Here is a 22796-nt window from a genome sequence, read left to right on the forward strand (position 1 = left end):
GGAGTTTCCATGGCAGGCAACACAAAAGCGGTCACCGACTCCTCGTTCGCCGAGGAGGTGCTGCGCAGCGAGAAGCCGGTGCTGGTGGATTTCTGGGCGACCTGGTGCGGCCCGTGCAAGATGGTCGCCCCGGTTCTGGAGCAGATCGCGGCCGAGCACGCCGACAAGCTGACGGTCGCGAAGGTGGACATCGACACCAGCCCCACCATCGCCAGGGACTACCAGATCATGTCGGTGCCGACGCTGCTGTTGTTCCAGGACGGGAAGGTCGTGAAGCAGATCGTGGGCGCGAAGTCGAAACAGGCACTGCTCGCCGACCTGGCGCAGGTCATCTGACCGGGAGCAGGGCGCGGACCCGGTCGGCGGCGGCCTGCCGGATCAAGGACTCGCCGGGCTCCCAATCGATTGCTGTTCCGGCCCGATGGTGATCACGGTTGATTCGATGGCAGGCTTGCCCTGCTCAGCCCACTGCCGGAACGCCCCCTCGACTTCGCTCCACAGCCGACGCGGCCCGTACTGGCGGACCTCCCTCGGCCCGGCGCCGTCGTCGTAGATCGCCACAGCCCACGAGTCGCCGGCGGGATCGCGAAGCCATAGCCCGTGGTGTCGCCGGCCTCCGGCTGGAGGCTGGTGTTCCCACACACAGCTGGGTACGCGGGTGCCGATGGCCCATCGGACATCGTGGGTTTCCGCGACCCTCCAGGGCTTCAGCCTGGTCCAGGATTGCTCGCCGTCGTTGGGGTCCGGGTGGTCGAGATCCCGATCGGGGGTGCGGTGACTGCGGAGCGCCATGAACCCCACGCGTCCGATGGGAACCCCTCGCGCGGTGCCTTCCTGGTCCACGGTGAACCGCACGAGCGGCGCCGCGCCACCGAAGTCGGTGCGCATCGGGACCACCATCACCGCGCCGGGCCGCAGCTGCGCGATCCAGTCGTAGGGCAATTCGCCCGCGCGGACCGCCGCGGTGGCGATCAGGCGGTCGTATGGAGCGTTGGTCGGGTGGCCCTTGGTGCCGTCGCCCACGACGACCTCGACCGGGAACCCGGCGGTGTGCAGGGCGGAACGGGCCGCCGCGGCGAGGTCGGGGTCGATTTCGACCGTGGTCACGTTCTCCGGGCCGGTGCGGACGGCGAGCAGGGCGGCGTTGTAGCCGCTGCCTGCCCCGATCTCCAGCACTCGGTGACCGGGGTGGATGTCGAGGGCGGCGAGCATGCGCAATACGAGGTCGGGTTTGCTCGCGGAGCTGGTACAGAGCTCACCATCGGTCGCGGGCCAGACGGTCCGGCCGTCATCGAACTGGAGCAGGATCGGCACGTTCGAGTACGCGGCCTCAAACCAGCGGTCGGGGTGCTGCTCGCGGTCCACTGGCTGGGGATTGCCGTGGTCGTCGTCCACCCAGATTTGGGCGGGCAGGAAATGCTCCCGCCGTACCGCGTGGAACGCCTGCCGCCACTCGCCGGGCAGCAGGTTCGCCCCGTCGAGTTCGGCGACGAGCCGATCAATCGTCGTCATCGGCATCTGTTTCCGTCGCCGGGCGCGCGTTCTGCTCGAACGCCTTGGGGTCCAGGTTCGCCGCGGTATCGGGGTGGACGTCGCCGTCCCGGTCCGGGGTGTGCTTGCCCATCGGTGCCTCCGGTTGGTGTCGTTCGCACCACACAGCACACCATCATGATCAAGACCGGGCAAGGGCCGAGCCGGGTGGGCGCGGGCCTCCTCCTCAACCTGGTGACACCCGCCATCCAGCTTGGCCTCCCTGGCGGGTGTAGGCCCACCGGTATTGAGCGGGTGCCCTATAAAGGTGACTTCAGGAATGGGGGTCGGCGTGGGTGAACCAGACAATTCGGCATTCGTGGGGAGCATCGAGCTTCCCGATGGTGTGCGAGTGCGGGGACGGGGGCTGCGCCGGGGACTGCCTGCCGGGCCTGCGCCGGAATTCGGCCTTTACCTGGGTTCTCCCCGGCTGCGCCGTCGTCACGAGCCGTCGCTTGGGTGGCCGCATGAATGGGTTCGGTGGGCGGATTTCTGGGTGCCGTCCGATTTCGAGGCCGCGGCTGCCGCGATTCGCCGGGTGCACCGGCTCGCCGGTTCCGGACAGCGGGTGGAAATCGCCTGCGGCGGCGGGGTCGGCAGGACCGGGACCGTTATCGCCTGCCTTGCCATCCTGAGTGGACTTCCGGCTGATGAGGTAATTGCCTGGACTCGCGCTCATCATCACCGGCACGCTGTCGAAACGCCGTGGCAGCGGCGCTGGATAACGCGCTTCGGCACCACCGTCCGAGCGTAGACAGTGCGCACAAGGGAGCCTGCGGTGTACGCAGTGGACCGAGTTCCGCCCTGGCCCCAACTGGTGGTGGGCGGACTCCAGCACACCGCCGCCATGTACGCGGGCGCGGTGGCGCCGCCGCTGATCATCGCAGGCGCAGTGGGGCTGGACACCCGGGAGCAGTTGCTGCTGATCAGCGCCTGTCTGCTGACGGCGGGTGCGGCGACGCTGCTCCAGACCCTGGGCCTGTGGCGGTTCGGCGCCAGGCTCCCGCTGGTCAACGGGGCGACCTTCGCCGGGGTGGCGCCGATGCTGGCAATCGCCGAGCAGCACAAGGACGGCGATGCGCTCGCGGTGATCTACGGCGCGGTGCTCATCGGCGCCGCCGTCATGGTTCTCGCGGCTCCCTTCTTCAGCCGGATCGTGCGGTTCTTCCCGCCACTGGTGACCGGCACCGTGATCACCTTGATCGGGCTGTCCCTGCTACCGGTGGCGACTCGGTGGATAGCGGGCAGCACGGGAACTCCCCGCCCGACCGACCTCCTGTTGGCGGCGGCCACGCTGCTCGCCATCCTGATCGCCCACCGGTACCTGACGGGTTTCGCCACGAGGGCCGCGCTGCTGATCGGCATCGTCACCGGAACGCTGTTGGCCTGGCCGCTGGGCGAGATCGCCACACTGGGGGACATGCCGGTGCTCACCACCGTGACCCCATTCCACTTCGGCGCACCGCGATTCGACTGGGCCGCGGTCATCTCGATGGTCATCGTGATGCTGGTGATCATGGCCGAGAGCACCGCGAGCATTCTCGCCCTCGGCGAGATCACCGGGAAACCCGCGACCTCGCGAACCATCGCCGACGGCCTGCGCGCGGATGGGCTGGCCTCCGCCGCGGGCAGCCTGGTCGGCGGCTTTCCGTGCACGGCGTTCGCGCAGAACGTCGGGCTCGTCGCGCTCACGGGGATGGTCAGCCGCTATGTGGTCACGGTCTGCGGCGGCATCCTCGTCTTGCTGGGGATCTTCCCGGTGATCGGCGGCGTCATCGCGCTCGTCCCGCAGGCCGTCCTGGGCGGAGCGGGTGTGGTGTTGTTCGGCAGCGTGGCCGTCAGCGGTATCAAGATCCTCGCCCACGACGCGTTGGACAGCCCCGTGAACGGCACCATCGCCGCCGCGTCGCTCGGGCTCGGCCTGATCCCCATCGCGCTGCCCACCTTCTACGACCGGTTTCCCGCCACCACCCAGACCGTGCTGGAATCGGGCATCAGCGTCGGCTGCATCGCCGCCGTGCTGCTCAACCTCGTCTTCGGCCGTCGCTTGGCCGCGCCGAGCCTGGACCCGCCGGAGAAGGAACCCACCCCGTGCTGACCGACCTGGACCACCTGACCAGCCGAGGCTGGCAGGCGTTGACGACGGTCCCGGTGGACGGCTGGCTGGCGCGCCTGTCGTCCGGGGTCACCAAGCGGGCGAACTCGGTCCTCCCGAGCGCCGCACCGCCCGATGTCGACGCCGCGATCGGCAAGGTCGAGCGCCTCTACCGGGAGCAGGGTCTGGCGCCGGCGTTCCAGGTCAGCCCGGCGACCCGACCCCGCGGTCTGGCCGCCGCCCTCGCCGAACGCGGCTATCGGGAGCACTCCCCCACGCTTGTCCGGACGGCCACCATCCCGGAGTCCTTGAGCAGGCTGACGGCAGCGGCCGACGTGACGATCAAGGACCAGCCCGACGACGGCTGGTTCGATCTGTGGTGGCGGCTCGACGGCCGCGGCGGCGATCGGGAAGCCGATATCGCCCGCCGCATCCTGCTGGCGACGCCGAGCCTGTACGCGAGCATCGAGGACAATGGCACCGCCGCCGTCGCGAGACTGGCGCTGGTCGACGGCTGGGCAGGCGTCTACTGCATGGGGGTCCGGCCCGACGCCCGCCGCCGCGGCTACGGCGCCGCGATCCTGCGCGCCCTTCTCGCGGCGGTGTCGACACGGGGGATTCAGCGGGCCTGGCTCCAGGTCGTGGCGGCGAACGAGTCCGCGAACAGGCTCTACAGCAGGGCTTCTTTCAGGAATATGTCGGAGTACCGGTATTGGGTGCTGCCCGACCAATGATTTGCCGCCGGTTCGTTCGTCTTCATGACTGACACGTCAGGAACGAACCGAGGAGCGACATGAGCCTGCCGCAGGTGGTATCCCGCGACGAGTGGGTGGCCGCGCGCAAAGAGCTGCTGGTCAAGGAGAAGGAACTTACCCGGGCCCGAGACGCCCTCAGCGCCGAGCGGCGGCGCCTGCCGATGGTGCGGGTCGACAAGGACTACGTGTTCGAAGGCACGGACGGAAAGGCGAGTCTGGCGGAGCTGTTCGACGGCCGCAGCCAGCTGATCGTCTGCCACTTCATGTTCGACCCCGACTGGGAGGCGGGCTGCGGAAGCTGCACGGCGGGCGCGGACGAGATGTCCGACGGCAAGCTCGCGCACCTGCACGTCCGCGACACCACGCTGGCGTACGTCTCCCGGGCGCCCATCGACAAGATCGAGGCGTACAAGGCGAGCCGCGGCTGGACCTTCCCCTGGTACTCCGCCTACGGCAGCGACTTCAACTACGACTACCACGTCACCCTCGACGAGTCCGTCGCCCCGGTGACCTACAACTACCGCACCGCCGCCGAGTGGGACGCCATGGGCATCCCCTTCTACACCGGGGGCTCCCTGGAACGGCACGGCCTGAGCTGCTTCCTCCGTGACGGCGAGGACATCTACCACACGTACTCGATGTACGGTCGCGGCGCGGAGACGGTGGGTGGCTCCTATTACTATCTGGACCTCACCGCGCTGGGCAGGCAGGAAGCCTGGGAGGAGCCCAAGGGCCGCGCCGCCGCCAACCGCGACCCCCATCCCGACTTCGCACCCTGATCAGCTAGTGAGGACGGCCCGATCGCCCCGGTACCGGTTGGCGTCCAGCCGGGTCACCACCTCGGTGACCCGCGCGTCGATGCCGTGCAGGTCGAGCGCCCGAGCGACGGAGACCCGGTGGTGGCCGTCGCGCACGAAATGCAGGTCGCCGATCCGGTACACGTCGATCGGCGGGATGGGTTCGCCGCGTCGGTGCGCCAGGGCCAGCCGCTGCCACCGCTCGCGTACCCGGGTCGAGGTGGGCCGGAACCGGCGGTCGAATTCGTGCCCGCGGTCCACGCTGCCGACGATCGAGTCCAGCCGGATCGGGCGTAGTCCGAGGTGCCGTTCGCTCACCCGGCCCAGGGCGGCGACCACGTCGTCGTAGCGCAGCATGGCGTTGACGTCGGCAGGCTCCCGGCGCAGCCAGGCGGCCAGCCGGGACAGCACCTGTCGACGCCGAACTCGGATGAAGTCGTTTTCGGCGTCCGCGAGAGGGAAGCCGGTATCGCCGCGCATTACCCGGATGACGTCGCGGTCAGGACCGGCAGGCCGAGGTCCGCGGCGGAACTCGCGGGGTAGGTCGTGGCGGTGCAGAACACCTCCGCGTACCGGACGTCGACCTGCCCGCCCCGCAGCGCTGCCTGGGTGCGCATCACGTCCAGGAAGTCGGACCCTCTGCGTTGGCGCCGGGAGTCGTTCTGGCTGACGTGCTCGGCGAGCATGGCCTCCTTGTGCCGCATGGTCGCGGTGACATCGATCCACACCTCCGGGATCGGCGCGCCCTCGGCCATGAGGGTGTCCATGAAGAACAGGTGCGGCACCCGGCTGGTCGGGGGGTGCACGGTGACCAGCGCGGGCTCCCGGGCCAGCAGCCGGGCGGCCTTGGCGAGTTGTCCGACGGCTCGGTGATCCGGGTGGTAGTCCTCGGGATGGTGGGCGAAGACGATGTCGGGTTGGGTCTGACGCAGCACGTCGACGACCAGCAGTCTGGTTTCGCGGCTGTCGAACAGGAATCCGTCCGGTTGGCCGACCCAGATCAGCTTCGCGCCGAGCACGCGGGTCGCACGCTCGGCCTCTGCTCGCCGGACCTGCGCCGTTTCGGTGCGGGAAAGGTGCCGGGAGCCGAGTTCGCCGTTGGTGAGCACCGCGATGGTGACCTCGGCGCCCTGGGCGATGTAGTGCGCGAGGGTGCCCGCGCACAGCAATTCGACGTCGTCGGGGTGTGCGCCTATCGCAAGAACACGCATGGGATGTCTCCTGGGTTCAGCGCCGAGTGGCGGCATCGGAGATGACCTGGGCCGCGCTGTGGAGTTGGCTGTCGGTGAGGAAGCGCCGCAGTACGCGGTCATGGCCGTTTTGGCCAAGCGAATCGGCGTAATGACCATCCGAGATGAGCCGGTCGATCGCCTGGCCGAAGCCTTCCAAGTCGGTCGGTCGGGAAATCAGCAAACCGGTCTCGCCATCTTCGACCTGGTCTCGGATTCCGCCGACCGGCGAGGCCACCACGGGCTTTCCCTTCCAGGAGGCTTCGGCGACGGTGAGACCGAAGCCTTCGGCGAGGCTTTTCTGGACGATCACCGTGGAATGGCGCTGGATCGCGTTGATGACGAGGTTGTGTTCGACACGGTTCGCGGTGGACACCTGGATGAGGTGCACGTGGTCGCGTTGCGTGGGACTGAGTCGCGACCAGACATCCACGCATTCTCGAAACACCTTGTCCCCATTCGGGTCGTGCGTGGTTTGCGGGCCCACCAATGCCAGATAGGTGTCCAACTCGCGATCGGTGTGGTCGACGAACGCCCGGATTACGCCGGGGATGTCCTTGACCCGGTCCCATCGCGAGACCTGGGTGACCAACGGAGCCTTCGCCGGTATCGGCTCGCCGCCGCGAACCACGGTGGCGGGGTGCCGGACGAGCAGGTCGCTGTAGGTGTGCAGGCCGATCGTGCTGGTCTTGGGTGGCCGGATCACCCCAGCGCTGGCCGCGAGATGTGCCGGGTCCACGTTGTGTCCGAGCGGGAGGTTCTTGATGGCCAGCGGATCGATGGACGGTCGGATGACGTAGCTCCGACCCGCCCGCAGGTCCGGTGGCAGCATCCCCGGGTAGGACGAAATGGTGGCGTGCGCGGCCGACACATACGGTCGCAGGAACTCCCGTCCGTACCGAGCCGCCTCGTTGTCCTGTGCCAGCCCGAGGTGCACTCGCCAGATGACCGTGTACCCGGCCTCGCGCAGAAAGGGCACCAGCCCGGCGGCTTGGTGGTCGTGGACGACGATCGGCGCCGACCGGTCGGCGGAGGCGATGACGCGGGCCGCGTTGGCACGGCACACGGCCTCGTACCTGGCCCGGTGGCGATGCAGGTCCTCCCCCGCCGACGACGGCGCGATGCCGCACAGGCAGTAGGAGAGCGTTTTGACGAACGCCTTGAATTCGGGATCGGTGTCGAGGGTGACCCAGCGGGAGGAAATGCCCTCGGCTTGTAGATAGGGCAGGTTGGCGCGCAGCAGGTCGGCCACTCCTCCGCGGGTCGGGTTGTCGCTGACGTGCCAGACCGCTCGGCCTGCCAGGTGCTTCCGCGCGGTCTGCAACGCGGCGCGGACCTCGGCAATCCGTGCGGCCCCCACCACGGGTTCCAACCGGGAGATCGGTGTGTCCGCAAGCGAGACCGGCGTGAGCGTCCCGGGGGCAACCGGCGCCGGTTCCGTGGTCCGGGTAGCGAGCAGAGTGGTCAGCACGGCGGTGGCGACAGCCACGATCGGCAACACGACCAGGGCCAGCCTCAGGGTGAAGTCGGAGGCGAGGAAGCCGATCAAGGCGGGTCCGGCGAGGAGGGCGAAGTACCCGATGGTCGACACCCCGGCGACGGCCAGCCCCGATGACACGGTCGTGACACGGCCTGCTGCGCTGATCACCAGCGGGAACGACGCCGCGATCCCCACCCCGGCGATCGCGAAAGCGGTCACGACGACGGCCGGGTGCGGAGCCAACAGGCCGAGCACCAGCGCCCCGGCGGTCACCAACGCGCCTGCGCGGACGGTGGAAGCCGGCCCGAACCGGGCGGCGACCCGATCGCCTGCGAGCCTCCCGCAGGTCATCGCCAGGGCGAACGCCGTGTAGCCCGCCCCGGCCATGCCAGGGGAGGCATGCAGCGTTTCGGCCAGGTACACGCTGGTCCAGTCCGTCATCACCCCTTCGATGAGCAGGACGCAGAAGGCCACGCCGCCCAAGAGGAGCACTTGCGGCGGAAGCCGAAGGGTGAACGGGAACCGGCCTGCGGGCTCGCTGTGAGTCGTGTCGGGCTGCAACCTCGCACCCGCCACCACAGCGAGGATCACGAACACCACTGACGTGCCGAGGAACTGCGAGCGCGGTGTGATCGCCGCCGCCGCGGCGAGAGTTCCGACCGAGGCGCCCGCCAGCGTCCCGATGCTGTAGACGCCGTGAAAAGACGCGAGAACGCGTCGGCCCGCGCTCCGCTCGTACGCCAAGGCGTGCGCGTTCATCGCGACGTCCAAGGTGCCGACCGTCGCGCCGAGTACGAACAACGCGGCGGTCAGTGTCAGCAGTGAATCCGCGCCCATCAGCAGCATCAGCGCCGCCGCATAGCCCAACGCGGCGAGTCTGGACACCAATCGGCTACCGAATTTGCTCACCAACGCGCCCGCTGTCGGCATCGCGGGCAGCGAACCCAGCGCCACTCCGAGCAGGGCGATGCCCATCTGCGCTTCGGAAAGGCCGAGTTCCGACTTGATCTGCGGAATGCGCGGCGCCCAACTCGCCAGGATGAAACCATTGAGGAAGAACACGGAGTAGAGCGCCGGTCTCCCCGGGACACGCCGCGTCGTGCTCGTACCGGCTTGTTCGTCAGTTCTCGTTGACAACACCGCGCCGCTCTTTCCCGTGTCGGAAAACAGGATCACCAGGGCGGGCAATGTCGCGCGGCAGTGGCGCGATGAATCTTTCCGGCATGTTTCAGAACTCCCCCGTGAATGCCAATCTGGCGCCGTGAGCCTTCAGCACAACGGCATGGCATCGGGAGAGTTCGCCGTATCCCTTGCATGGGGGCGACCCGGATACGGCACATGAACTGGGAAAACTGTTTTCCGCCAAACAACAGGCGCGTTGTCAGTCGGCCATCAGCGTCCGGATGGCGGGCGGTATTTCCGTCAGGGGGCGAGTGCCGACCAAAGCATCCGCATCGGGTGTCCCTGCCAGCAGGCGGCGGGCCTGGTTGGCGGGCAGCAGGTTGAACCAGCGGAGGGCGTGGGCGTTCAAACCGTTCTCGGTGAGGTCGCCGTAGACCCGGAACCGGGCGATGCCGCCGTCAGGGTGGATCTCCAACCGCACATGGGTCACCGGGCGGGGATTGGGGACGCGGAAGCGGTAGGTGGTGTCGGGATGGCCGGGGGTGCGGTTCAGCAGCGGGAACCAGGAGTCGGGGTCGTTCACATCGGACGTGGTGCCGTCCGCGCCTTGAACGACGACGCTGTCGGGATAGTTGCCCTTGTAATGGGTGGTCGCCAACTCCACCACCTTCGGGATGCCGGGGGCGCCGAGCGCGACCACCGCCCAGTCGTGGCCGGGGCCGCGGCGGCGTGCGGTTTCCCAGCCGTCGCCCATGAAACGGGACTCGCCGGGTTGCAGCATGTTGTCCGGCGGGGAGTAGAAACTGTCGCTGCACGCGACGACGCGGCCGCCGTTGCGCGCGGCGACGAGGTCCAGCGGAAGGCCGATGAGGTCGCGGGGATCGAGCAGCGGCTCACCGTGCACCCGAAGCCGGGCCACACCGCCATCGGGGAAGATGTTGAGGCGCACGTGGGTGATCCGCACCTCCGCAGGCACCTCGAACTCGTTGCGGGTGTCCCCCGCCAGCGGGCTCCGCGGCACCAACTCGACCCATGCCGCGGCGGCCAACTCGGCTTCGGTGGGGTAGCCCTCGATGCCCGCTCCCTCGACCGCGGCGCTTTCCGGGTAGTTGCCCTTGAACCACGCCGTGTCCACGACGACGCGGTGCGGCACGCCGGGGACGCCGAGGCGGATGATCGCCCAGTCGTGCCCGTCGTCGCGGCGGCGCCGGGTCTCCCAGCCGTCGTACTCCTGCCCTTTGGGGGTGAACGTCAGCGGCCGGAACGCCGGGTCCTCGGGTTTGATCAGGTTCTCCCTTGCCGCGAAGAACTCGTCGTTGGCGGCGATCACCGACCCGCCGAACAGGCGGCTCGCCAGGTCCGGCAGGTCCCGGCTCATGCGCTTCCCCTTCGCAGCAACTCGCCCGCTGCCTGCTCGGAACCCCGCAGCCACACGCGTTCCACGGTCCCGAACAACTCGGCGCCCGCGTAGGGCGTCACCGGATGCCGGTGGTGCAGCCGCGCCGGGTCGACCGTGAACGCGGCGTCGGCGTCGAAGGCGATCAGGTGCGCGAGCTTTCCCGCCGCCAACGACCCGCGGTCGGCGAGACCGACCAGTCGGGCCGGGGCGGCGGCCATCCAGCCGACCACCGTGGACAGCGAGTGGCCGCGGCGTCGGGCCTCGGTCCACACCACGGGCAGCCCCAATTGGAGCGAGGAAATCCCGCCCCACGCGTCGGCGAAGCCGCCCTGTTTCAGCTCGGCCGGGCACGGCGAGTGGTCCGACACCACGCAATCCAGCAGGCCGTCGGCGAGTGCGGTCCACAGCAGGTCGGCGTTGGCGGCCTCGCGGATGGGCGGGGCGCATTTGAACTCGGTGCGGCCGTCGGTAATCTGCTCGGCGGTCAGCGAAAGGTAGTGCGGGCAGGTCTCCGCGGTGATCCTGGCGCCGCTCTGCTTGGCCCACGCCAGCAGCGGAAGCGCACCGCCCGCCGACAGGTGCAGCACGTGGGTGCGGTTCCCCGCGGCCAGCGCAAGCCCGGCGAGCCTGCAAATGGCGGACTCCTCCGCGCCGGGCGGCCGGGAGGCGAGGAACTCCGGATAGCCGCCACCCGTCGGTTCGGTGAGCCGCGCCGGTTCCTCCGCGTGCACGATGAGCAGCGCGTCCAGACCGGCGAGGACCTCCATCACCTCGATGACCTCCGGCCAACTCAGCGGCGGGAACTCGGCAACGCCGGAGGGCGAGGTGAAGCACTTGAACCCGAAGACGCCCGCCGCGTGCAGCCCAGCCAACTGGTCCAGGTTGCCGGGCACGGCGCCGCCCCAGAACCCCACGTCCACCGAACACTGTCCGGCGGCGGCCGCGCGTTTCGTCTCCAGCGCTTCGACGTCCACAGTGGACGGGATGCTGTTCAGCGGCATGTCGATGACGGTGGTGATCCCGCCCGCGCGGGCCGCGGCGGTGGCCGTCGCGAAACCCTCCCAGGAGGTCCGGCCTGGCTCGTTGACATGCACGTGCGAGTCCACCAGCCCCGGCAGCAGGGCCACCGTGTCGAGGTCCACGTCGACCCCGGCGGACAGCCGCTCGTCGTACTCCGCGACCAGCACGATCCGGTCCCCGGCGACCCCGATCGCGGCGGGGCGCTCACCGTCGGGCAGCACCGCCCGGCGAGAGCGCACGACCAGGTCAAGCTCCATCGGCCCAGGCCAAGCCGGGCTCGGAGGCGCCTTCGCGCAGGACGGTGCCCTCGATCAGCCCGTAGGGGCGGTCGGCGGCGAAGAACACCTCGCCGGGGTTGTCCAGCTCGAACGGGGTCAGGTCGACCAGGAAGTGGTGCTTGTTCGGCAGGGACAGCCGCACCTCGGCGACCTCGGGGCAGTCGGCGAGCACCCGCTCCCCCATCGCGTACAGCGTCTGTTGCAGGGACAGGCTGTGCGTCCCGGCGAACGCCGACAACAACGCCGCATGCGCGTCCGCATAGGACTGTCCATAGTCGACGTCCGCTGTGGAGTGTCGCCAGCGGGCGTCCACGGCGGTGGCCAGGATGCGGTCGCTTGCCTCGGGCAACGTCGTGTACCGGTCCTTGACGAAGCCGTGGAACTCCGAGCCGGTGGTGTTGAGCAGCACCAGGTCGGTGATGCCGGAGACCACCCACGCCTGGTCGCCGTCGTAGGTGACGACCGCGGTCCGGTCACCGCCGCCGGTCCGGGCGAAGGAGTGGTGCGCGGGGTGCCCGTCGACGGTGAGCCGTTCCCAGGAGTGCTGGGCGATGCCGACCCTGGCCCGGTGGATGGGGCCTTGGTTGTCCACGAAGTGCCGGGCCAGCCGCAGCCCGAAATCCTCGATCTCGCCGATGCCGTCGCGGGCGAAGGCGAACACCGTGTTCTTCTGCGAGTCGGTGGGCAGCACGTGGGAGTTGTCGCCGGTCAGGTGCGTGTCCGCCAGGTCACCGGCCAGGGCGGTGGTCACCGTCAGGTCGGTGATGCGATGCCGGTCGGGGCCGCGGTCGACGCGCACCAGCCGGGTCTCGGCCTTGCCGTACTGGTTGGCACCCAGCACAACTCCCATGCTCAGCTCCCTCGATACGTCGAGTACGCGAACGGGCTGAGCAGCAGCGGCACATGGTGGTGCTCAGCGGGGTCGGTGATCCGGAAGGCGATCCGCACCTCGGGGAAGAACGCCTTCGGCCCCAGGTAGCCGCCGGTGTCGAACACGAGTTGGTACGTCCCGGCGGGCGGGTCCACCTCGGGTCGCCACCGGCCGTCGTCGTCGGTGCTGCCCTCGGCGAGGGTCGAACCGTCGAGGTGTTCCAGCCGAACGGACACGCCGCGGGCGGGTTGGCCACGAGCGGCGTCCAGGACATGTGTCGACAGGCTCATCCGACCAGCTTCCCCAGTCGCAGGTCCACGATGCCCGCCAACTCGCGGCGGACCTCGGCACGTTCGTCGGCGGGCGAGTTGCCCAGCCGCCTGCGCAGTTCGGCGAGCACCGCGTCGGTGTCGAGGCCGGTCGCGCAGATCAGGAAGACGTGCCCGAACCGCTCCTCGTACTCGGCGTTGAGCTTGCGCAGTTCGTCCTGGTCACCGCCCTGGGCCGCGGCCTGCTCACCCCGTGACCAGCGGGCCGCGGTGTCCTCGCCGCCGGCGCGCTGCCCGATCCGCGGATGGCCCTCCAGGGCGGTGAGCACCGCGGGCCAGTCCAGCCGGTGCAGCGCCGCGACGCCGTCCCTGCGCAACGCGGCGGCGTCCGAGTAGGGGCGCCCGTCGGCGACCTGCTCGGCCCAGCCCCGCTCCGCACAGCAGTCCAGCAGCGCGGTAACCAGCTCATCCCGCCCGACGGTGTTGAACGACAGCACCCGGCAAGTACACACAGTCGGAGCCTCGCCCGCATAGCGAGAAACGTCCGAACCTCCGGCCCCGCCCACCGGCCCGCCTTTGGAGAAACCTCCAGACGGCTAGGGGATCTTGCGCAGGGTCACGTCCATCGACGGAGCCCAGTTCACACCGTCGGTGCTGGACTCGTGGCGGGCGACCTGGGTCATGCCGTTGTCGGTCATCGTCACTGTGCACCGCGTCCGGTCCCCGATCCACCGGAACACGTCGCCCTCGATCTCCAGCCGAGAGCGGTGGACGTTGCCGAAGCTGTCGTGGAACGTGGAGGAGTATGCCTCGCCGTCCACGCCGATGATCTCGACGCCGCCGACGCTCGTGTCGCCGATCCTGCCGAAGGCCGAGTGGACGATGAAGAACCCGCCGGGCGCCCACTCGTAGACATCGCTGGTGAGGATCTGCACCGACGGGACCTCATCGGTCGCGATCGTGTGGCCTTCGTTGATCCAGTTACCGATGAGCACCGCGAGCGCTTCGTGGCGGCTGTCGCGGACCGGCGCTGCCCGGTCGGTGTGCTGAAGGCCCGCGGCGACTGTGACAACGCGGGCGGATTCGGCCTGGGACATGAAACTCCTTCTGCTGCCCAGCGGCGTCCACATCACCCTCCGCTGATGCGGTTGGGAGCGGCCTTCCGCGGGTCTGCTGTCAGCCTTGGCTGAATCCCTGCGCTACGCGCTCCAGCCGCTCCCGGTAGCTCTCCCACCACGCCTGATCGGTGGGCGGCAGGTTCTCGTTGCCCTTCAGCAGGCCCGCTGCCCCGTCGATGAGTTCCCGGACGATGTCGGCGTGCCCGGCGTGCCGGTGAGTCTCGGCGATCACGTGCACGAGGATGCGGTGCAGCGTCACATCACGGTGCTCGGCGTTCCACCACGGCACCTGGCCGGGCGCGTCCAGGGCCAGCGCGTCGATCGTCGCGTCGGCGTGTGCCCAGGCTCGGCGGTAGAAATCGACGATGTCCTCGCGTGACTCGTCGGCGGTCGCCCACATGTCCGCGTTCGGTTCCGCGTCGTCGTCGAGCCACGGCAGCGGCTGGTCGAACGGCCGCCCGAAGACCTCGCCGAAGTACCCCACTTCCATGCTGGCCACGTGTTTGACCAAGCCCAACAGGTTCGTTCCCGTCGGCGTCACGGGGCGGCGGATGTCGTACTCCGACAGCCCGTCGAGCTTCCACAGCAGGGCTTCGCGACCTGTCCGCAGGTAGAGATGGAGATCAGCCTTTTCGATCACACCCGGCAGTCTGCCACCCGCCACCGACAATCAGCCCGGCCCAGGATCAGCGACCGAGCGGTCCCATTCGATGTGGTGCCGAGTAAGCCAGTCGGCCGTGCCCCGCGGCGGACGGCGAAGCACAACGGGCAGCACTAGGTCCCGCAAAAACCGCTTGAACGGCCCCGGCACGGCGGTGTTGCCCATCTTGGCGCTCGTCTCCACCAGCCGCTCCACCCGCTCCCGGCGCAACCGCTCATACGCCTCGAAAGCACCACCCGGCACATCCCGAAGGCACTGGGCCAGCACGACGGCATCCTCGATGGCCATCGAGGCCCCCTGCCCAGCGTTGGGCGCCGCGACATGAGCGGCATCGCCGATGATCACCATCGACTTCGTGTGCCAGGTCGGGACGGTGGCCAGGTCATAGGAATTGGAGGCCACGATTTCCTCGCTGGCCCGCACTATCCCCGACGCAGGTCCCCTGTCCCGGGCGAACAGCTCCGCGAGCCGGTCCTTCCACTGCGTCCCGGCAAGCTCCCGCTTCCCCAACTCGTCGCCGGGCGCATTGGCGAACCACCAGGTCTCCCCGGTCGGCGCGGTCGTATACCCGAAGAACGCCCGCCGCCCATAGATCATCGCGTAGCTCTCCGGCTCGGTGCCGCTCGCCTTCGAGGCATAGCCGCAGACCGTGTTGTGCCCGGTGAAGCGCGGTTTAGGCGCCGAAGCATCGATGATGGTGCGCGTCGTCGAGTGGATGCCGTCCGCGCCGATCAGAATGTCGGCCTCCGCGCTGGACCCGTCCTGGAACGACGCGATCACCCGGCCGTTGGGCCGCGTCGCCGCCCCGGTCAGCCGCTTGCCGTGCTCCAGCACAATGCCGCGGTCCGCCGCTTCCCGGTGCAGGACGCGGTACAACTCCGCCCTGCGCAGGGTGCGCGGACCTTCCACCCCGGCTTTGCCGATCGGCATCACCCCGAGGTGTTTGCCGGTGCCGCTGTAGAGGTGCAGGTTGTTGGCGGCGAAGGAGTTGTCCGCCACCATCCGCCGCGCGTCGATGGCGTCCAGCGCGTCCAACCCGTTGTTCATCAGCGTGAGGAAGGCACCGACGTCATCCGCCCCGGTGGGATAGGCCTCGTAGATGGTGGCCGTGATGCCCGCCTTCCGCAGGGCCATCGCCGTCACCGCGCCCGCAATGCCTCCACCGATGATCAACGCCGTTGTCATGAGTTCCCCGCACCCTCGACAGATCTGACCCCTCTTACGAGGTTAGCCGCGGGCGGGGACGCTAATCGGGGTGGTTGCCGATCGGGTCGAACTGATGGACAAATCGAGGCGAAGCCGGGAATCGAACCCGGGTGCGAGGCTTTGCAGGCCCCTGCCTAAACCACTCAGCCACATCGCCATGAGGAACTGCGCATCAACGTCTACGACCGAATGGATCGGTCGGACGGAGGGGGCGGGGCTACGAACAGATGGCGCTGGCCTGCCTGCGCAGGTCCACTTCGATGCGCCCTACGAGGCGCTGGCCACCGGTCATGGTCACGAGACTTCCACTCCCGAGTTCGCGGTGTCAACCGTGTTCTGCGTCCCACCCGTGATCACGCCGCGGCTCGTTCGCGGTCGCGCTTGGCGACTTCTTCGCGGACGATCGGGATCACGTAGCGGCCGAAGTCGATCGCGTCGTCGAGGATGTCGTAGCCGCGTGCCGACAGGATCTCCACGCCGAGGTCGTAGTAGTCCAACAGCGCCTGCGCGACCGTTTCCGGGGTGCCGACCAGCGCGTTGGAGTTGCCTGCGCCGCCGGTGGCCGCCGCGGTGGGTGTCCACAGTGCACGGTCGAATCGCTCGCCCTGCTGCGCGAGGGCGAGCAGGCGCTGGGAGCCGGTGTTCTCCGGGTCGCGCAGTGGGTGGCGACGGGACACGGGTGCCCCTTCGTTGCGGGCCTTGATCGCCGCGAGTGTCCGGTAGGCCTTCTCCCAGGCCAGTTCCTCGGTGGGGGCGATGATCGGGCGGAACGCGACCTGGATCTTGGGCTGGTCGGTTCTGCCCGCTGCCCGGACCGCGGCGCGGACCGACTCGATCTGCTTCGCGGTTTCGGCGAGGGACTCGCCCCAGAGGCAGTAGATGTCGGCCTCGGCGCCGCCCGCGGCGTAGGCGGCGGGTGATGAGCCGCCGAAGGACACCAGCGGGCGGGGCTGCTGGACGGGGAAGATGTCGCTGACGAAGTCGGCGAAGCGGTAGTGGGTGCCCTCGTGGTCGAAGGGTTCGCGCGAGGTCCAGGCGCGCTTGACGATCTGGATGTACTCCCGGGTGCGCGTGTAGCGCTCGTCCTTGCTCAGGTAGTCGCCCTCGCGCTGCTGCTCGTGGTCGTTGCCGCCGGTGATGAAGTGCACCGTCAGGCGGCCGTCGCTGATCTGGTCGAGGGTGGCGAAGGTCTTCGCGGCGAACGTCGGGTAGGAGACGTTGGGGCGGTGGGCGAGCAGGATCTGCAGGGTGTCCAGTGTGGCGGCGACGTAGGCGGCGGCCTGCGCGGGTTCGGGGGAGCCCGAGCCGTAGGCGAACAGGACACGGTCCCAGCCGTTGTCCTCGTGGGCGCGGGCCAGTCGCAGGGTGTACGCCTTGTCGAAGGCCGCGCCGGAACGCGCGGCGATTTCCGATCCGTCGTTGGTTCCGCCGATGCCGAGAAATTCCACGGGCATGCCGAGTAGACCTTTCTCAAATACGTAACCTGATTACGGGAATGTTGCGCGTGAGGAGCCCGGAGGCATAACCACCAGCGGCGGAAGGCCCACGTCTGTCGACGTCAAGGGGTGGGCGGCGCCGCGGGAGAAGTCAGCGCGGACAGGAGCTTGACCACACCCGACCGAAGTCGATGTGGTCGCGGGTGACCAGCACGAGTGTGCCCACGCCTTCAGTGGACCAGGGGCTGCATGTCGGCGTCAACACCTTACTTTGGACGACTATTCCCAACACACGTCCTTGACTTTTCGGCAGCTATCCGGCTTATCTGGATGCATCGTCGTGTTGAGGGGCACGGCGCGCGTGATGAGCAATTGATCAGCCCGCAACGATTTCAGACGAAAAGGCTATTCATGCGCTCCTCTCCCGATCTGCTCGCAATTCCTTCGCAGGGTCCGCTGGTGGTCGCGATCATCGGCGCGGGACCGCGCGGCACGGGTCTGCTGGAACGCCTCGCGGCGAACCTGCCCGAGTTGCTGCCGGACCGTTCCGTGCGGTTCGAGATGGTCGACCCCTACCCCGCGGGCGCGGGCCGGGTGTGGCGGCATGCGATGTCGCCGCTGCTGCGGATGAACTCGATGGCCGAGGACGTCACGATGTTCACCGACGACAGCGTGGTCTGCGAGGGCCCGATCCGGCCCGGCCCGTCGCTGTTCGACTGGGCCGCCGCCGTGCGCGCGGGCACCCTGCCGTTCGCGGTGGAACCCGATGTGGTGCCTGAGTTGCATGCCCTCACCGGCCGGTCGTTCGCCACCCGCAGACTGCAAAGCCAGTACCTGACCTGGGTATTCGAGCACGTACGGGAGCGCCTGCCCGGCAACGCGAGCGTGCGGGTGCACCGGAGCACTGCCACCAGAGTCACCGGCACGCCCGAGTCGAGGCAGCGGGTGTGGCTGGCCGATGAGGACCAGCCGCTGCTCGCCGACCTGGTGGTGCTCACGCAAGGCCACCTGGACACCGGCCTGCCGGACTCGCTGGCGCCGCTCGCGTCCTTCGCCGCCGAGCGCGGGCTGTACTACCTGCCGCCCGCCTACTCCTCCGATGTGGACCTTTCGGGCATCAAGCCCGGCACCGACGTCATCATGCGGGGCTTCGGGCTCGGGTTCATCGATCTGATGGTGCTGCTCACCGAGGGCCGCGGCGGGCGGTATGTGAGCGGGCCGAAAGGGTTGGAGTACCGGGCATCGGGTGCCGAGCCTCGGCTGCACGTCGGCTCGCGGCGCGGTGTGCCGTACCACTCCAAGACCGGCTACCGCCTGCGGGGACCGCTGCCGCCGCTGCCCCGGTTCTTCCACGCCGACCGCCTCACCGGCCCGCTGGACTTCCGCTCCGACGTGTGGCCGCTGATGGCCAAGGAGATCGCCTGGGGCCACTACCACGAGTTGATCACCGGGCACCCGGGCCGGGTGCGGACCGACCTGCCGACGTTCGCCGCCCGGTTCGCGCCGCTGGACTTCGCAGGCCCGGAGATGCGGGCGCTGATCGAGTGGGCGGTCCCACGGGAGGAGGACCGCATCGACTTGGCGGCGCTGGACCGCCCGCTGGCGGGCTGGCGGTTCCCCGATGCCGAGTCACTACAGGAACATCTGCGCAGCCACATCAGGGCGGATGTGGACCGCCGCTCCTCGGCGACGCACAGCGCCGACCTCGGTGCGTTCACGGCGCTGCTGTCGGTGTACGGGCAGCTTGGGCGGCTGCGGCCCGCGCTGACGGGCGCGTCGCTGCGTGAGGTGGACGGCTGGTGGTCCGGCTACTTCAACTCCCTCGCCAGCGGCCCGCCGCCACACCGGTTGGAGCAACTTCTCGCGCTGTCCCGCGCGGGCATCGTGCGGTTCATCGGTGCCGATATGTGGGTGGAGCCCGATGTCGAGCACGGTGTGTTCGTCGCGGGCAGCCCGAGCGCGCCGGACACCGTCCGCGCCACCGCGCTGGTGGAGGCCCGGCTGCCCGCTGACGCGATTCTGTCCACACAGGACAGCGTGCTGCGTGCGCTGCTGGACGCGGGCGAGGCGGTGGAGGAGGTGCCCGTTGGAGCAGGCGGCACCGGACTGCTCCAAGTCGCCGCGTCGGACAGCCGGATCACCGACGCCCGCGGCAGGCCGCATCCGCGGCGGTTCGCGGTGGGCGCCTTCACCAGCAACCGCAGCTACGCCGCGTTCGCCCGCCCCCGCACCAATGCGCCCGCGTTCCGCCAGAACGACGCGGTGGCCCGCAGCATGCTGACGTTCCTCGCCGCGTCCACCCCCACCGCCCGCGAGGTAATAACGACAAAGGTCGTATAGACCACGCGACTTTGATTGCACCCAATCACGCAATTTTCCGACTGTTGCTCCCCGTCCGGTTGCTGTCGAATTGGGCGATCCACCATGGTCTGCATTGGGGGAACCAGCGTGATCAACCGACGTGTGCTCGGCGGCGCCGCTGCCGCCCTGTCCCTGCTGCTGTTATGCAGCACCCTGGCCGCGGCCGGTCCGCCGAAGGCCGACTGGCCCACGTGGACGAAGGACCTGTCCGGCTCCCGCCACAACGCCGCCGAACGGCAGCTGACCCCGGCCACGGTCGGCAAACTGAAGCTCAAGTGGGCCTTCGCCTACCCCAAGGAGGAGCTCGACGCGCCCCGCAGTCAGCCCGCCGTGGTCGATGACACGGTGTACTTCGGCGCCACCGACGGCAAGTTCCATGCGCGGGATGCCAGGTCCGGCGCGAAGCGCTGGGAATTCAACCTGTCCACGGTGGACCCCGAGGTGAAGGAGCGAACGCCCCGCAACGGTCCCGCCGTAGTCGGCGGCAAGGTGTACTTCGGCGACACCCGCGGCTACCTGTACGCGCTGGACCAGCGCACCGGCAAGCTCCTCTGGTCCAACCGCCTGGACCCCAACCCCATCACGTTCCTCACCAGCTCGCCGATCGTCTTCGGCGGAAAGGTGTACGTCGGCGTGTCCAGCGGGGACAACGCGGGCGATGAGCACAGCGCCTGCTGCACCTTCCGCGGCCACCTCGACGCCCTCGACGCCCACACCGGCAAGCTCGCCTGGCGTTACTACACCGTGCCCGAGGCGAAGCGGGTCGGCAACTGGCCCAGCGGGGCACCCAAATTCGAGCCTTCCGGTGCGGCCGTGTGGAGCTCCCCGGTGATCGACCCCGCGTCCAAGACCGTGTTCGTCGGCACCGGCCAGAACTACACCGGCAGCGCCGGTGACTTCGACTCGCTGCTGGCCCTGGACACCGCGACCGGTGCGGTGCGGTGGAAGCAGCAGGTCACCAAGGCCGACACCTGGCGGCTGATCTGTGTCATGCCGAACGCGCCGCCCGGCCACTGCCCCGGCATCAACGACGGCACGGCGCTGGACTACGACCTGGGCGCCACCGCCAACATCTTCACGGCGAAGGGCAGAAAGATGGTCGGCATCGGCCAGAAGAGCGGCGTCTACCACGTGTTCGACGCGGCCACAGGCGAGGTCGTGTGGCGGCGGCAGCTCTCGACGCCGCAGCCCAACATCGGTCTGACCGGTATCCAGTGGGGCACCAGCTACGACGGCAAGGCCCTGTACATCGCGACCTGGCGAGCCGACCCCGGCACCCTGCACGCCCTGGACCCGGCGACCGGCGACCTGCTGTGGAAGACGCCGACGCCGTCCAACGGCTGCGACTGGGGCGGCGCGGCCAAGTACAAGGACCTCTGCGAGTTGGCCATGGCGCCCGCGGTCACCACCAGCCCGGGTCTGGTCTTCGAGGGCGGCGGGGACGGCAAGATGCGGGCGTTCTCCGCGCGCAACGGCAAGGTGCTGTGGGAGTACGACACCATGCAGGACGTGCAGGGCGTCAACGGCCTACCGGGCCGCGGCGGCTCGGTGTCCGGCGGCGGCGGCGCGGTGGTCGCCAACGGCATGGTCTACGTCCAGTCCGGCTACTGGCTGCCCGCCTATCCCAACGACCGAGGCCACGTAATGCTCGCCTTCGGCCTGTAGTACCGCACTGTGGCCGTCCGGCCCCCTGCCGGACGGCCACCGGTCACGGCGTCCACAGCATGCCCCGCGCGCTGGCCACCACCAGGCGCGGGGCGCTGCGCGCGTCCGGGCTGGGCAGGAAGATCAACGCGTCGACCCCCTCGGCGAGGCCCCTGCGGCGTTCCCACACGATCGCGGGCGGATCGCCGCTGTTGGCCGGGTGGGACGGCGAGCCACCCGGTGGGTTCGGCGGCACCGCCGACGTGGTCGACGCGGCAGGCCGACGTGACATCCCGGTCACCGTCGTCTGGCCCGAAGGAGCGGCCCGAAGCCAGCTACTCCTTCGACTGGTCCTGGCTGAGCCAGCGCTCGGGCTTCATGCGGATCAGCAGGCTGTTCGGGGTGATGTAGTCGTCGGCCGTGGCCTCGGCGCGGTCGGCAGGCAGGTAGCGGGTGCCAATGCTGACGACGGTCTCCCGGGGAACGGGTTCCACCCACTCCACGACCGGGCCCTCCACCGTGACGTACTTGTAGGGCGGCTCCGCAAACTGGACGCAGAGGCTGAAGCGCCCCGCCTCCCGGATCAGCCGCTCCTTGAGCGAACCCCGATCGGTCCACACAAGCACCTCGCCGCCGGGCTCGTAGTCGTACCAGACCGGCACGGCCAGCGGCGCGCGCCCGGGTCGGTCGACGGCGATGATCCCGACGTGGGGTTGGGCCAGGAACTCCTGGCGCTCCTCAACGGACATGGTGGTCGCGGACATGCGCTTTCCCCTCCAGGTTGTGCGTGATCGTCACAACGCCGACACGTCGGCGCGTGATTCCCCACCCTGGCAGTTTGACAGCGGTACACTCGGGCCAGCGGTCAAGCCGCGGGTGAGCACCACCCGTGGCAGGGTCCACTACGCGCAGTTAACGACCCTCGCTGCAACCACTGGACTCAAATTGGTTACCGTTGCGGATGGCGACTGGAAAAACACCGGTAATTGGGATGGAGAATGGTCCCCTAGCCACATCGTTGCTATCCGGTAATAAAGTGCACAACAGGAAGGACGTGTTCGTGCCGCGCGCGAACCAACTCGTCGAGCGGTGGTGGGCCCTCTCTCGGGAGGAGTTGGCCGAAGAGATTCGGCACACCGTCCGCAGTTCCGGGGCAGAGACACAGAAGACCTGGGAGGCAGTGCTTACCGACCAGAAGCTTGCCGCCAGGGTCCGAGGCATCCTCTCCTCGCTTCGCACCCAGATGAAAACCCACCGCGACGCCGCGATGTGGGAGGTCTGGATCGCCAAGGCCCGGCGTGCACTCACGCCGCCGGACCCGGACCAGGCAAAACCGGAGGTCCCTGCCCCGGCGGAGGCCGAGGAGACCGCCGTGCTGCCGATCATCACGGACAACGGCCACGCCGCCGAGGTGACGGAGATCTCAGAGTCATCACTGCGTCAGGAACAACCGAAGAAGGCGGCCCCCGCACCAATCCCAGCGGTATTCTTCAGCGCCGCCGACAGGGCGACCGGCTGAAGCTGA

At 69.0% G+C, this 22796-nt stretch carries 23 protein-coding genes, 1 tRNA gene and 1 pseudogene; 8 read left to right on the forward strand and 17 right to left on the reverse strand.

What is annotated here, in order from left to right; all coding sequences use genetic code 11:
- The first annotated feature begins 9 nt into the window (after positions 1-9).
- Positions 10-336, forward strand: coding sequence for a thioredoxin (gene trxA, locus ACU6XJ_RS26965; protein WP_476317584.1), 327 nt, complete (start codon positions 10-12; stop codon positions 334-336).
- A 42-nt stretch (positions 337-378) separates the two neighbouring features.
- Here the strand turns inward: trxA and ACU6XJ_RS26970 are convergent, their stop codons facing one another.
- Together ACU6XJ_RS26970 and ACU6XJ_RS26975 are read right to left on the reverse strand one after the other, a co-directional pair.
- Positions 379-1512: a methyltransferase domain-containing protein gene (locus ACU6XJ_RS26970; RefSeq protein ID WP_476317587.1), complete on the reverse strand. Its 1134-nt coding sequence runs from the start codon at positions 1510-1512 to the stop codon at positions 379-381.
- Positions 1499-1624 (reverse strand): hypothetical protein, encoded by a 126-nt coding sequence (locus ACU6XJ_RS26975; RefSeq protein WP_476317589.1) that lies wholly within the window; start codon positions 1622-1624, stop codon positions 1499-1501. Before ACU6XJ_RS26975 ends, ACU6XJ_RS26970 begins: the two co-directional genes overlap by 14 nt.
- Before the next feature lie 186 nt (positions 1625-1810).
- Between ACU6XJ_RS26975 and ACU6XJ_RS26980 the strand changes: the two genes are divergently transcribed.
- Genes ACU6XJ_RS26980 through ACU6XJ_RS26995 form a run of 4 tightly spaced genes read left to right on the forward strand, consistent with a single transcriptional unit; the run spans position 1811 to position 5159 of the window.
- Positions 1811-2284: a protein-tyrosine phosphatase family protein gene (locus ACU6XJ_RS26980; RefSeq protein ID WP_476317592.1), complete on the forward strand. Its 474-nt coding sequence runs from the start codon at positions 1811-1813 to the stop codon at positions 2282-2284.
- Between the two features lie 24 nt (positions 2285-2308).
- Positions 2309-3628: a nucleobase:cation symporter-2 family protein gene (locus ACU6XJ_RS26985; protein WP_476317595.1), complete on the forward strand. Its 1320-nt coding sequence runs from the start codon at positions 2309-2311 to the stop codon at positions 3626-3628.
- Positions 3622-4359 carry a GNAT family N-acetyltransferase gene (locus ACU6XJ_RS26990; RefSeq protein ID WP_476317597.1) on the forward strand — a complete coding sequence of 246 codons (738 nt, stop codon included), beginning with the start codon at positions 3622-3624 and terminating at the stop codon, positions 4357-4359. The genes ACU6XJ_RS26985 and ACU6XJ_RS26990 overlap by 7 nt, the downstream gene beginning before the upstream one ends.
- Before the next feature lie 59 nt (positions 4360-4418).
- On the forward strand, positions 4419-5159 hold the full coding sequence (locus ACU6XJ_RS26995; RefSeq protein WP_476317600.1) for a DUF899 domain-containing protein: 741 nt from the start codon (positions 4419-4421) through the stop codon (positions 5157-5159).
- Positions 5160-5171: 12 nt separating this feature from the next.
- Here ACU6XJ_RS26995 and ACU6XJ_RS27000 read toward each other — a convergent pair.
- From ACU6XJ_RS27000 to ACU6XJ_RS27060, 13 genes and pseudogenes are all read right to left on the reverse strand, one after another.
- Positions 5172-5657 (reverse strand): annotated as a pseudogene (locus ACU6XJ_RS27000) (chromosome partitioning protein ParB); the annotation flags it as partial.
- Positions 5657-6388 carry a PIG-L deacetylase family protein gene (locus ACU6XJ_RS27005; protein WP_476317602.1) on the reverse strand — a complete coding sequence of 244 codons (732 nt, stop codon included), beginning with the start codon at positions 6386-6388 and terminating at the stop codon, positions 5657-5659. The pseudogene ACU6XJ_RS27000 and the gene ACU6XJ_RS27005, both read right to left, overlap by 1 nt.
- Before the next feature lie 16 nt (positions 6389-6404).
- Positions 6405-8948, reverse strand: a complete 2544-nt coding sequence (locus ACU6XJ_RS27010) for an MFS transporter (RefSeq protein ID WP_476317605.1) — start codon at positions 8946-8948, stop codon at positions 6405-6407.
- Positions 8949-9267: 319 nt separating this feature from the next.
- Positions 9268-10386, reverse strand: a complete 1119-nt coding sequence (gene alc, locus ACU6XJ_RS27015) for an allantoicase (RefSeq protein WP_476317607.1) — start codon at positions 10384-10386, stop codon at positions 9268-9270.
- Positions 10383-11684, reverse strand: a complete 1302-nt coding sequence (gene allB, locus ACU6XJ_RS27020) for an allantoinase AllB (protein WP_476317610.1) — start codon at positions 11682-11684, stop codon at positions 10383-10385. The genes alc and allB overlap by 4 nt, the downstream gene beginning before the upstream one ends.
- Positions 11674-12555: a factor-independent urate hydroxylase gene (gene pucL / locus ACU6XJ_RS27025; RefSeq protein WP_476317612.1), complete on the reverse strand. Its 882-nt coding sequence runs from the start codon at positions 12553-12555 to the stop codon at positions 11674-11676. Before pucL ends, allB begins: the two co-directional genes overlap by 11 nt.
- 2 nt (positions 12556-12557) lie before the next feature.
- Positions 12558-12866, reverse strand: coding sequence for a hydroxyisourate hydrolase (gene uraH, locus ACU6XJ_RS27030; RefSeq protein ID WP_476317615.1), 309 nt, complete (start codon positions 12864-12866; stop codon positions 12558-12560).
- Positions 12863-13342, reverse strand: coding sequence for a 2-oxo-4-hydroxy-4-carboxy-5-ureidoimidazoline decarboxylase (gene uraD / locus ACU6XJ_RS27035; protein ID WP_476317618.1), 480 nt, complete (start codon positions 13340-13342; stop codon positions 12863-12865). The genes uraH and uraD overlap by 4 nt, the downstream gene beginning before the upstream one ends.
- Before the next feature lie 99 nt (positions 13343-13441).
- A complete protein-coding gene (locus tag ACU6XJ_RS27040; protein ID WP_476317621.1) occupies positions 13442-13942 on the reverse strand; it encodes a DUF1579 family protein in 501 nt (166 codons plus the stop codon).
- Between the two features lie 79 nt (positions 13943-14021).
- Positions 14022-14612 (reverse strand): DinB family protein, encoded by a 591-nt coding sequence (locus ACU6XJ_RS27045; RefSeq protein ID WP_476318655.1) that lies wholly within the window; start codon positions 14610-14612, stop codon positions 14022-14024.
- A gap of 21 nt (positions 14613-14633) precedes the next feature.
- Positions 14634-15809 (reverse strand): FAD-dependent oxidoreductase, encoded by a 1176-nt coding sequence (locus ACU6XJ_RS27050; protein ID WP_476317624.1) that lies wholly within the window; start codon positions 15807-15809, stop codon positions 14634-14636.
- Between the two features lie 106 nt (positions 15810-15915).
- A tRNA-Cys gene (locus ACU6XJ_RS27055) sits at positions 15916-15987 on the reverse strand.
- A 196-nt stretch (positions 15988-16183) separates the two neighbouring features.
- Positions 16184-17284 carry an LLM class flavin-dependent oxidoreductase gene (locus ACU6XJ_RS27060; RefSeq protein WP_476317627.1) on the reverse strand — a complete coding sequence of 367 codons (1101 nt, stop codon included), beginning with the start codon at positions 17282-17284 and terminating at the stop codon, positions 16184-16186.
- Positions 17285-17725: 441 nt separating this feature from the next.
- On the opposite strand from ACU6XJ_RS27060, the gene ACU6XJ_RS27065 reads away from it, so the two are divergent.
- Positions 17726-19606 (forward strand): FAD/NAD(P)-binding protein, encoded by a 1881-nt coding sequence (locus ACU6XJ_RS27065; RefSeq protein WP_476317629.1) that lies wholly within the window; start codon positions 17726-17728, stop codon positions 19604-19606.
- Between the two features lie 108 nt (positions 19607-19714).
- Positions 19715-21292: an outer membrane protein assembly factor BamB family protein gene (locus tag ACU6XJ_RS27070; RefSeq protein ID WP_476317632.1), complete on the forward strand. Its 1578-nt coding sequence runs from the start codon at positions 19715-19717 to the stop codon at positions 21290-21292.
- Positions 21293-21335: 43 nt separating this feature from the next.
- Here ACU6XJ_RS27070 and ACU6XJ_RS27075 read toward each other — a convergent pair whose 3' ends face one another.
- Complete coding sequence (locus ACU6XJ_RS27075; protein ID WP_476317635.1) at positions 21336-21563, reverse strand: hypothetical protein; 228 nt, start codon at positions 21561-21563, stop codon at positions 21336-21338.
- Positions 21564-21606: 43 nt separating this feature from the next.
- Positions 21607-22035: a pyridoxamine 5'-phosphate oxidase family protein gene (locus tag ACU6XJ_RS27080; protein ID WP_476317638.1), complete on the reverse strand. Its 429-nt coding sequence runs from the start codon at positions 22033-22035 to the stop codon at positions 21607-21609.
- Positions 22036-22232: 197 nt separating this feature from the next.
- Between ACU6XJ_RS27080 and ACU6XJ_RS27085 the strand changes: the two genes are divergently transcribed.
- The gene (locus ACU6XJ_RS27085; RefSeq protein ID WP_476317641.1) at positions 22233-22790 is read left to right on the forward strand and encodes a hypothetical protein; all 558 of its coding nucleotides are present in this window, start codon (positions 22233-22235) and stop codon (positions 22788-22790) included.
- Positions 22791-22796 lie beyond the last annotated feature (6 nt).

This window comes from Actinorectispora metalli (assembly GCF_056323685.1).

Coding starts and splice junctions, on each gene's coding strand:
- trxA (WP_476317584.1), top strand. CDS start 10: ATGGCAGGCAACACAAAAGCGGTCACCGACTCCTCGTTCGCCGAGGAG.
- ACU6XJ_RS26970 (WP_476317587.1), bottom strand. CDS start 1,512: ATGACGACGATTGATCGGCTCGTCGCCGAACTCGACGGGGCGAACCTG.
- ACU6XJ_RS26975 (WP_476317589.1), bottom strand. CDS start 1,624: ATGGGCAAGCACACCCCGGACCGGGACGGCGACGTCCACCCCGATACC.
- ACU6XJ_RS26980 (WP_476317592.1), top strand. CDS start 1,811: ATGGGGGTCGGCGTGGGTGAACCAGACAATTCGGCATTCGTGGGGAGC.
- ACU6XJ_RS26995 (WP_476317600.1), top strand. CDS start 4,419: ATGAGCCTGCCGCAGGTGGTATCCCGCGACGAGTGGGTGGCCGCGCGC.
- ACU6XJ_RS27005 (WP_476317602.1), bottom strand. CDS start 6,388: ATGCGTGTTCTTGCGATAGGCGCACACCCCGACGACGTCGAATTGCTG.
- alc (WP_476317607.1), bottom strand. CDS start 10,386: ATGAGCCGGGACCTGCCGGACCTGGCGAGCCGCCTGTTCGGCGGGTCG.
- allB (WP_476317610.1), bottom strand. CDS start 11,684: ATGGAGCTTGACCTGGTCGTGCGCTCTCGCCGGGCGGTGCTGCCCGAC.
- pucL (WP_476317612.1), bottom strand. CDS start 12,555: ATGGGAGTTGTGCTGGGTGCCAACCAGTACGGCAAGGCCGAGACCCGG.
- uraH (WP_476317615.1), bottom strand. CDS start 12,866: ATGAGCCTGTCGACACATGTCCTGGACGCCGCTCGTGGCCAACCCGCC.
- ACU6XJ_RS27040 (WP_476317621.1), bottom strand. CDS start 13,942: ATGTCCCAGGCCGAATCCGCCCGCGTTGTCACAGTCGCCGCGGGCCTT.
- ACU6XJ_RS27050 (WP_476317624.1), bottom strand. CDS start 15,809: ATGACAACGGCGTTGATCATCGGTGGAGGCATTGCGGGCGCGGTGACG.
- ACU6XJ_RS27060 (WP_476317627.1), bottom strand. CDS start 17,284: ATGCCCGTGGAATTTCTCGGCATCGGCGGAACCAACGACGGATCGGAA.
- ACU6XJ_RS27075 (WP_476317635.1), bottom strand. CDS start 21,563: ATGTCACGTCGGCCTGCCGCGTCGACCACGTCGGCGGTGCCGCCGAAC.
- ACU6XJ_RS27080 (WP_476317638.1), bottom strand. CDS start 22,035: ATGTCCGCGACCACCATGTCCGTTGAGGAGCGCCAGGAGTTCCTGGCC.
- ACU6XJ_RS27085 (WP_476317641.1), top strand. CDS start 22,233: ATGGCGACTGGAAAAACACCGGTAATTGGGATGGAGAATGGTCCCCTA.